Genomic DNA, 9759 nt, shown 5'->3' with positions numbered 1-9759 from the left:
GTTCAGCTTGCGGGCAAATCCGTCCGAGGTTGTATTGCCTGCATGAAATGCTTTGAGACAAAAAACCAGCGCTGCGTCATGAAGGAAAATGAGGCGATCAACGACTGCATTCAAAAAATGGTTGCCGCCGACGGCATCATCCTGGCCTCCCCCACCTATTTTGCGAATGTGAGCACCGAGCTTAAAGCCCTGATCGATGTGGCCGGCATGGTCGGCCTTGCCAACGATTACCTTTATAAACGCAAAGCCGGAGCGGGCATTGTGGCCGTGCGACGGGGCGGAGCCATCCACGCGTTTGATGCGATCAATCACTTCTTTTTCATCGAACAGATGATCGTGCCGGGCTCTTCCTACTGGAACATCGGCTATGGCCTGGACAAGGGTGATGTGGAAAAGGATGAGGAAGGGCTTCTGACCATGAAGGTTTTGGGACAGAATATGGCGTGGCTGATGGGAAAGATTAAGGGATAAAGGCCAGAGGACAGAAGTCAGAGGACAGAGAACAGATGACTCACGACTCACGACCTGACTCGAAAGGACCCTGCATGACCGGTAAAAAAATGGAAAGTTCCCTGTTTCGCGGACTGCTTCAGTCGGAAGACGGGATCATCACCGAGGTGATCGACTCCAATTCCAGGAGCATCACCTTTCAGACCGCCTTCCGGCTGACGGAGCTGCTGTCCGATCGGCTCCGGGAGCAGCCGGAAAACCTCATTTTCAGCGAGCGGTCCAGAATTGCCCGGCTCGGCGTTCAGATTAACTGCCAGCCGCCGCATGCCGGCTCTCTGGCAGGTGACATGGCATCGCTGACGCTCACCGCGACAGCCGTCATTCCGGGGTATCCGGGGCTCAATGAACTCAGAAAGTTTTTCACGCCGGGGCTGGCCGTGGGGCGTCTGGTATTCTGCAATCCGGATGCGCTGCTGACCTCGGATGAAGTGATCGACGCCATCAACCGGTCCGAGCTCAAGCTTCCGGCCTCGACCACCATATCCAGCGACGGCAGGATTTTGATTGCCCCGCACCCGGCCATCTGCAAACTCCGGGAGCCTCTGGGCAAGGAAATTCTGGAACGAATCCTGTTCAGGGAAAACGGCCGGGAAATCCTCAACCGGTTCCAGGCCCGGGAAACCGTATCGGCCGTGATCATTCCACCCGGTCAGGGGGTGATCACCACCTGTTCGATGTATTTAAACGACCATTATGTGGTGCTTCAAAGCGGATTTGAATTCGGAGAGCATCTGTCGGCTACCATCCTGGACCCCATCAAAACCCGCGGAATCCGGATCTATCTGGAAATTGTCAACAGCAGCCGGCATCCGATTGTCAATCCCCTGATTTCAGCAAAAATTTACCGGGCCACTCGCCCCGGGACGGCAAAACTTCCGACAGCCATTCAGCCTCCGGGCATCCGGTATTCCTTTGAAGAAATGCGGTGGCTGGAAAACCGGATGGACCACAGCGGATCTTCCACCTGCCATTATCTGAGAAAACCGGCCGCCGTGATCCATGATGAACCCAAAGCGCTGGCCAGCGCCCGGATATTTGGAAACGGCCCGGAGAGCCCGTGCGGGATTCCCCAGCCAGTCTGCGCGGTCGAACGGCGCAAGTTCACCCGGCGAAGCGACTGTCCGCATATCTATGCCACCTCAAAAATTTCAGAAACGATCGAAAGCATACCGGTCACGCTGGCGATCAAGTATTTCCCCAATCTGATCGAACACCGGGACATCATCAACCTGGCCAGCAACGGCCACAGCCTGATCGATTCATTTTATTTTTTCGAACCTTCCTGCGAACACGGTCAGTTTCTGTCACAGAACGACCACAGCCGCCTTCAGGATTACCACGATTTCGGCGTTGACGTTTACTGGGTCTCCCGGCTCAACAACCGGCTGATGGTTCACACCATGCGGGACGGCAAAGGCTATTTTGTGGTGCCGGAACGGCTGGCCGAGTTTCACAAATCCATGCTGTTCGCCTTTTACGGCTCGAACAAGCCCCTGTCGGAAAAAGGTGTGGAATGTGTCGACCGTCTTATCCGGGCGCTGATCGATTTCTGGGAAAAAAATATCGGCATTGTCACTGGCGGGGGAAGCGGGGTCATGGAACATGCCAACACCCTGGCACGAAAACACGGCATCCTGTCCGGAGCCAACTACCTGGACATCACGGATCAGCCCATGACCACCGATGTGGACTTTTGCCAGGTGTTTCAGGCCACCTGCCGCCACAGCCGGCAGAAGTGGTTTGAAGTGGCCTCGTTTCCGATTTTCAACATCGGGGGGCTGGGCACCCTGGAGGAACTGGGCATCACGCTGTGCAACATGAAGCTGTCGATCATGGACCCGGTGCCGCTGATTTTGTTTGATACCGAAGGCAACGGAAGCTTCTGGCAGGGAATGGAAACTCAGATCGATGAAATGATCCGCCGAAACCGCGCACCGGCATGGATCCGGGACAACCTGGTAATCACCGATGATCCGGATGTGGTCATCCAGGCCTACCGGAGCCGGCTTCAGCTGTTTTGAAGAAAAAGAGGACTGGGGACTGAGTGCTGAGGGTTGAGGACTGAGGGTAAGAAGTATGCAGTATGGAGGGTGCAGGGTGTAGGGAAATGACTATCCTCCCCCCAGAATCTCTCCGGCCTCTTCGATCAACCGCTTTCGGTGGGCATCGGAAATCCAGCTGTTGCGGGAGATTCTGAGGAGGGTCATAGCCTCGTAAAAGGGGACTCTGCGGGTAACGGCGGAAAATACGCAGTCAGGGTCGGAAAATTGGCCGGCGTACGTCTGCAGAACGTGGCGGATGAACGGCACTGCTTTTTCCGAGTCCCCGGCGTATTGCATAAAAAAATGTCTGAGTTCACCGGCCAGCCTTCCGAGATCAAACACAGGGTCATCGGCTTTCACGTTTTCCAGATCAAAGGTCATCACCCCCGGGCTGTCCCCGAAAAGGATATTGGCCGGGGTGATATCGCCGTGAACCAGAACCTGGCGGTCCGCGCTCATGAACGCTTTACCCAGCCACCGGTCCCTGGCGCTCAAAAAATTGCGGTACGGGTCCTCATCGATATGTTTCCAGTCTCTGAGCTGCCTGATTACTTTTTTAAAATAGGATGCGGTTTGGGCCATATCAACCGGATGCTTGTTCATGCTTCGTTGGTGCAACGCCGCCAGAAACCAGGCAAGATCGGCCAGTTTTTCTAACAGGTCGCCCGGATTTTGTTTGCCGATGGCATCCAGAATCACATGGGTCAGGGCCTGCCCGTTTAAAAATTCTTCCACCAGCACACAGTTGATCCGGGCATTGCAGCCCAGCGGCCGGGCCACATAATGAGGATACCGGTCAAATCCCAGCATGCGGAACTGATTCAGGTGATGATGCTCCCGCTCCATGTGACGAACGGCCGATTCAAACGAGCGGCCGGGATCACCCCCGAAAAATTTCCCGATAATCCGGGCATTGCGCGCCCGGTCTTCATACAGGTACACCCGCCGGGACAACGGCATCCGGTAAACCTCAAAATCAGGCGCAACCACCGTGCCATCCGATCCATTGGCCCCATCTACCAGCGGCAGGATATCATCACACAGATACGCCCACATCGGATCCTTCGGGGATAGCCGGCCCAGATACGTCATTCCCCGATCATCTTTATCAGAACCCGTTTTTTCCGTCGTCCGTCAAACTCCCCGTAAAAAATCTGCTCCCAGGTGCCAAAATCCAGTTTTCCTTCGGTGATGGCCACCACCACCTCACGGCCCATGATCTGGCGCTTCATGTGCGCATCGGCATTGTCCTCTCCGACATTATGGCGGTACTGGGCAACCGGCTCATGCGGGGCAAGCTTTTCCAGCCACACATCATAATCATAATGCAGCCCGGTTTCATCGTCATTGATAAACACCGATGCTGTAATGTGCATGGCGTTGACCAGGACAAAACCCTCCTGAATACCGCTTTCCTTCAAAGCCTGTTCCACCTGGGGAGTAATATTGATAAACGCCCGGCGTGTGGGCACATTAAACAGCAGTTCCTTCCGAAAACTTTTCATCATCCTCCTCCGTCCCTATGGAAGCTAATAACTGGTACTTATTGCCCCTCTGGCCCTCGACGCTCGACCCGTCCCTACATCCGTTTAAGCAGCTGATTCGCCGCGGTCAGCATCGGGTCCCATACCGGCCCGAAGGGCGGGGCATAGGCCAGATCCGACTGGCTGAAATGCTCCACGGTCATCTTTCCGTGAAGCGCCACGGCCGGCGCATTGATGCGGGCCGCGACCCCTTCCCGGCCCACCATCTGAACCCCGAGAAGCCGGCCGGAGGTCTTATCACCCACCATATGCACCCACAGATCCGATGAGCCCGGATGGGCATGGGCCCGCGACCGGGTCTTGATGGTCACCCCGACCGGATCAAAACCGGCTTTTTCCGCCTGGCCCAGATTCAGGCCGGTCCGCGCCACCTCAAGGCCGAACACCTTAAATACGCCGGTACCGGCCACCCCGTGAAGCTTCACGGTTTTGCCGCATACATTGTCGGCAACAGCCCATCCGGCCCGGTTGGCCCTCAGGGCCAGCGGAATCCACGTTCGCTTTCCGGTCACCTCGTGAAAGGCATCGGCGCAGTCTCCTGCCGCATAGATGTACGGATCGGATGTCTTCAGAGACGGGTCCACCCCGATGGCCTGCTCCACGCTCAGATTGAGTCCGGCATCGGCCGCCAGCGAGCTGTTGGGAGTCACCCCAATGGCAACCAGCACCATATCCGCATCCAGCGTGAGGTCATCACATATCACCTTCAGCCCGGTACCGGCGGATTCAATGCGCCGGACCGGGTGCCCGGGATACAGCTGAACCCCCATGGCCTGCACCTCGTCCTGAACGGCCCGGGCCAGATCCTCCACCATCCAGGGCAGCAGGCCCTTTCGGGATTTGACCATTGCCAGGTCAATATCAAGCGCCCGGAGCGCCTCGCACATTTCAAGGGCGATATACCCCATTCCGATGATAACGGCTTTTTTGACCTGGTTCTTTTTTAAATACACCTTGATTTTTCTGCCATGCTCCAGACTTTTGAGCACCATGACTCCCGGCAGATCAAATCCCGGCAGATCCGGCACCATCGGGGAGGCACCGGTGGCAATCAACAGCTGATCATAGAAAAACTGAAACGGATCTCCGGCCAGCGTCGTGCCCCTGACGATTTTGTTCTGCGGGTCAATCCGGTCCACCTGATGGCCGGTCAGCACATGGATGCCCTGTTTATCCTGAAACTCTTTTGCCGGCCGGACCACGAGGTCCTCGATCTCCCGGTCGGAATCCGAAATGTTATAGGGCATTCCGCAGGCGCTGTAGGACACATCCATGGATTTTTCCAGAACGATTACCGAAGTTTGCGGACAGATGCGTTTTACTCTGCTGGCAGCGCTCATGCCAGCGGCATCTCCTCCGATCACAACAAAGTCCATCAGCCATGCTCCTTTTCCAGAGGGTAAATGCAATATTGTATTTCCGACGATAAATGTATAATATAGGCTGTTTCAGGTTAACGGCATTGCAACCTTGTCAGAGACGATAACAATTCAGACCCATCATCACCCGGTTGTTTCCGCCCGTTACCATTTCAAATTGACATGATGACATTTATCTCTGCCGTAAGATCAAATTATAATAAAATCGTAGTTTAAATACACAGTTTTTTCAATGACTATATCTAACAAGACATCTACAGACAAACACCCCCGACGCATGATCCGGGAAATCGAATCGCTTCTTTCCCGGGCCATGGCCCGGGACCGGCTCATCATTCGAAACAAACTGGGACGAATCCAATCGTCCGTCTCCGGAACGCCTCCGGCTGACGGACGGAAAAACAGCGACCCGGCTCAAACGCTTTACCGGCTCAGAAAACAGCTTGACAGCTCCATCCTCAGACGGCGGCTGAGAATTGAAAACCGGCCAAAGCCTTCGGATTGTCCGGACCTTCCGATCTCTGCCCGGAAAGAGGAAATCATCGAGGCCATCAAAACGCACCAGGTGGTGATCATTTCCGGTGAGACCGGTTCCGGCAAAACCACCCAGCTGCCTAAATTCTGCCTTGAGGCCGGAAGAGGCATTGACGGGCTCATCGGATGTACCCAGCCCCGCCGGATTGCCGCCTCCAGTGTGGCACGGCGCATCGCCGAGGAGCTCGGCGAAGAGATCGGGCGGTCCGTGGGCTACAAAATCCGTTTCCAGGACCAGACCGGGCCGAATGCCTATATAAAAATCATGACCGACGGCATTCTGCTGGCCGAAACCCAGGGCGATCCCCGGCTCAGCCAGTACGACACCCTCATTGTGGATGAGGCCCATGAACGAAGCCTGAATATCGATTTTATCCTGGGCATCCTGAAACAGCTGCTGGCAAAGCGCAAAGACCTGAAACTGATCATCACTTCGGCGACCATCGACACGGAAAAATTCTCCAGCCATTTTGACAAAGCCCCGATCATTGAAGTGTCCGGGCGCATGTACCCGGTAGATGTCCGGTATACGGACCGGCAGGACCCGTCGAATGAGTCCGGTGAATCCGCTGAGCTCAGCTATGTGGACAGGGCCGTTCAGGCAGTTGCGGAAATTGCGGCCCGGCACCCGTTTGGCGATATCCTGATCTTCATGCCGACCGAACAGGACATCCGGGAAACCTGCGAACTGCTCGAGGGCGCAAATTTCAGAGGAGTCACGGTTCTTCCACTGTTTTCGAGGCTTTCCGCCGCTGAACAGGGAAAAATTTTCGGCAGTTCGGCCGGCCGAAAAATCATCGTCGCCACCAACATCGCCGAAACCTCCATCACCATACCGGGCATCAAATACGTGATTGATACGGGCCTTGCCCGTATTTCCCAGTATTCTCCCGTGACCCGTACCATCTCTCTTCCGGTAGCCCCCATCGCCAGGAGCAGCGCGGATCAGCGGATGGGCCGCTGCGGCAGGGTTGAAAACGGTATCTGTATCCGCCTGTATCCGGAAGAAGACTATTTGTCCCGGCCGCAGTACACGCCCCCTGAAATCCTGAGAACCAATCTGGCGGATGTCATCCTGAGGATGATTTCACTCAAACTGGGGGATATCAGCCAGTTTCCCTTTATTGACGGCCCGTCTTTTAAACATATCCACGACGGGTTTGATCTTCTCACCGAACTGGGCGCCATCTGCCTTGAGGACAACCGCCGGAAATCAGACAAAAACCAGTACCGGCTCACCGCCAATGGCCGGATCATGGCCAGACTGCCCATCGACCCGCGGCTGTCGCGGATGCTGATCGAAGCCCATGCCCGAGATTGCGTAAAAGAGACCGCCGTCATCGCATCGGCCCTGAGCATCCAGGACCCGAGGGAACGGCCGGCAGAAAATGAACAGAAAGCGGATCAGATGCATGCCCGGTTTAAAGATCCGGCATCGGATTTCATCAGCCTGCTCAACATCTGGAACGTCTATCACGACACCCGAAAAGACGCCGGCAGCACCCACCAGATGAAAAAATTCTGCAAGACCCATTTTCTGTCTTTCCGTCGGATGCGGGAATGGCGGGATGTTCACGCCCAGATCATGGAAATTATAGAAGAGCTTGAACCGGTAGCCGCTGCGGATGCCGTTGTCCGCCCGGCCGCATCATCGAAGGCCGATACGTTCAGCCCGCTGTACGAGGCGATTCACCTGTCGATTTTAAGCGGATTTCTCTCCAACATCGCCCTGAAAAAAGACAAGAACATCTACCAGGCGACAAAGGGAAAGCAGGTGATGATCTTTCCGGGCTCGGGCCTTTTTAACAAGGCCGGCACATGGATCATGGCCGCTGAAATGGTGGAAACCTCCCGGGTTTTTGCCCGAACCGTCGCCAATATCGACAGCAGCTGGATTCAGCAGATAGGAAAAGACCTGTGCCATTTCACATACCTGGAGCCGCACTGGGAACGAACCCGCGGGGAAGTGGTGGCACTGGAGCAGGTCCGTCTCTACGGGCTGATCATCTCGTCCGACCGCCGCATATCGTACGGCAGAATCAATCCGGATCAGGCCAATGACCTGTTTATCACCAGCGCACTGATCGAGGCTGATGTTCAAAAGCCCTTTGCCTTCATGAGGCATAACCAAAGTCATATCGACGACATCACCGACATGGAAAACCGGATCCGGCGGCGCGAGCTGCTGATCAATGAAGCGCAGCTGTTCCAATATTACAAGGAAAAGCTACCGGGGGTTTATGATATCCGTTCGCTTCAGAAACTGATCCGGCAAAATGGCGGGGACAATTTTTTAAGGCTGACCCGAGACGATCTGCTGCGCCTCCGGCCCGACGAGGACGAGCTGGCCCAGTATCCGGATCACATTGATCTGGGCGCCGGAACCTTTCGCTGTTCATATCAGTTTGATCCGGGAAACGCGGCTGACGGGGTTACGGTCAGCATTCCCTCATCGTCCGCCGCATCGGTCCGCACAGAGGCCATAGACTGGCTGGTTCCGGGGCTGTTGAAGGAAAAAATCATCGCCCTGATCAAAATTCTCCCCAAGTCCTACCGAAAGCAGCTGGTTCCGGTATCCGATACCGTCGATATCATCATGAAAGAAATGCCCCGGGGCAAGCAGCCGCTGGTCACGGCCCTGTGCCGGTTTATTCACAGCCGGTTCAAGGTGGACATACCGGCATCGGAATGGGACCGGGAAACGGTCCCCGATCTTCTGAAAATGCGGATCGCCGTTACCGGACCCGACGGTAAAGAGCTCCGGTCCGGCAGGGACACATCCATTTTACAGGATGCGATTGGCCCCGGCCCCTCGCCTCAGCTGCTGGAGGCCGAAAAAGAAAAATGGGAAAGATCCGGCATTACGGACTGGGATTTCGGCGATCTGCCTGAATGCATCCATATAAAATCGGGCACCGATACGACATGGGACGTGTTCCCTGCGCTGGTGCATCATAACGGCGGCATTGACCTGCAACTTTTGAACAATAGAACCGAGGCAGTCGCAAACCACAAAAAAGGCGTGGCCGCGCTGTATTGCATTCATCTGGCAAAAGAATTAAAGTTTTTGAAAAAGCAGCTGGCCTTTCCCGACTATTTCAGGACCGAGACTGCCTGGTTCGGAGGACCGGCCGCCTTTGGTAACCAGCTGTATGACACGGTGGTCAGCAAATTTTTCGCCCGGAACATCCGCACCCGGGATGCGTTTTTCGCCTATGCCGAATCGGCCGCTGCAACCCTCCTGGCAGACGGACAGAAAAAACGGGAACATGTCCTTGAAGTGATCAGCGCCTATCATCAGACCCGGTCGGCCATCTACGATCTGGAACGGACAAACCGTTTCAATTCAACCCTCATGAGTTTTTTCGACTTTCTCAGACAGGAGCTTGACCGGCTGGTTCCGACTCATTTTACCAGACTTTACGAAAATGACCGGATGCCTCACATCGTCCGGTACCTGAAAGCCATGGAAATCCGGGCAGCCCGATGCCTGCTGGATTTCAAGAAAGATCAGGCCCGGTCCGCAGAAGTAAAGCGCTGGACCGACAGTCTGGATGAATTAATCGCGGGTCTTACGCCTTCCACATCAGATGAAAAACGAAATCAAATCGAAGCCTTTCACTGGATGATCGAAGAATATAAAATATCGGTGTTTGCCCAGGAAATCAAAACCGATGGCCCGATATCAAAAAAACGGCTTGAAAAAAAACTGGGGGAGATCCGGCGGATGATTTGATGAGTCGGGAGTCA

At 55.1% G+C, this 9759-nt stretch carries 6 protein-coding genes; 3 read left to right on the top strand and 3 right to left on the bottom strand.

Features of this window, described 5'->3' with window-relative positions; all coding sequences use genetic code 11:
- A partial coding sequence (locus tag PHQ97_11020) for a flavodoxin family protein (GenBank protein MDD4393264.1) occupies positions 1–471 on the top strand: 471 nt, incomplete at its 5' end.
- A gap of 74 nt (positions 472–545) precedes the next feature.
- Positions 546–2531 (top strand): LOG family protein, encoded by a 1986-nt coding sequence (locus PHQ97_11015; GenBank protein ID MDD4393263.1) that lies wholly within the window; start codon positions 546–548, stop codon positions 2529–2531.
- A gap of 90 nt (positions 2532–2621) precedes the next feature.
- Here PHQ97_11015 and PHQ97_11010 read toward each other — a convergent pair whose 3' ends face one another.
- The 3 genes from PHQ97_11010 to PHQ97_11000 all read right to left on the bottom strand — a co-directional run bounded on the left by PHQ97_11010 (position 2622) and on the right by PHQ97_11000 (position 5472).
- Entirely contained in the window at positions 2622–3644 is a 1023-nt protein-coding gene (locus PHQ97_11010) for an aminoglycoside phosphotransferase family protein (protein ID MDD4393262.1), read from the bottom strand.
- Complete coding sequence (locus PHQ97_11005; GenBank protein ID MDD4393261.1) at positions 3641–4057, bottom strand: secondary thiamine-phosphate synthase enzyme YjbQ; 417 nt, start codon at positions 4055–4057, stop codon at positions 3641–3643. Before PHQ97_11005 ends, PHQ97_11010 begins: the two co-directional genes overlap by 4 nt.
- 74 nt (positions 4058–4131) lie before the next feature.
- Positions 4132–5472 (bottom strand): FAD-dependent oxidoreductase, encoded by a 1341-nt coding sequence (locus PHQ97_11000; protein ID MDD4393260.1) that lies wholly within the window; start codon positions 5470–5472, stop codon positions 4132–4134.
- A gap of 235 nt (positions 5473–5707) precedes the next feature.
- On the opposite strand from PHQ97_11000, the gene hrpA reads away from it, so the two are divergent.
- Positions 5708–9745: an ATP-dependent RNA helicase HrpA gene (gene hrpA, locus PHQ97_10995; protein ID MDD4393259.1), complete on the top strand. Its 4038-nt coding sequence runs from the start codon at positions 5708–5710 to the stop codon at positions 9743–9745.
- Positions 9746–9759 lie beyond the last annotated feature (14 nt).

Source organism: Desulfobacterales bacterium (genome assembly GCA_028704555.1).
Lineage (GTDB): Bacteria > Desulfobacterota > Desulfobacteria > Desulfobacterales > JAQWFD01 > JAQWFD01.
Note: the sequence above shows the minus strand (reverse complement) of the source record. Positions and strands in the feature narration are given on the sequence as shown.

Coding starts and splice junctions, on each gene's coding strand:
- PHQ97_11015 (MDD4393263.1), top strand. CDS start 546: ATGACCGGTAAAAAAATGGAAAGTTCCCTGTTTCGCGGACTGCTTCAG.
- PHQ97_11010 (MDD4393262.1), bottom strand. CDS start 3,644: ATGACGTATCTGGGCCGGCTATCCCCGAAGGATCCGATGTGGGCGTAT.
- PHQ97_11005 (MDD4393261.1), bottom strand. CDS start 4,057: ATGAAAAGTTTTCGGAAGGAACTGCTGTTTAATGTGCCCACACGCCGG.
- PHQ97_11000 (MDD4393260.1), bottom strand. CDS start 5,472: ATGGACTTTGTTGTGATCGGAGGAGATGCCGCTGGCATGAGCGCTGCC.
- hrpA (MDD4393259.1), top strand. CDS start 5,708: ATGACTATATCTAACAAGACATCTACAGACAAACACCCCCGACGCATG.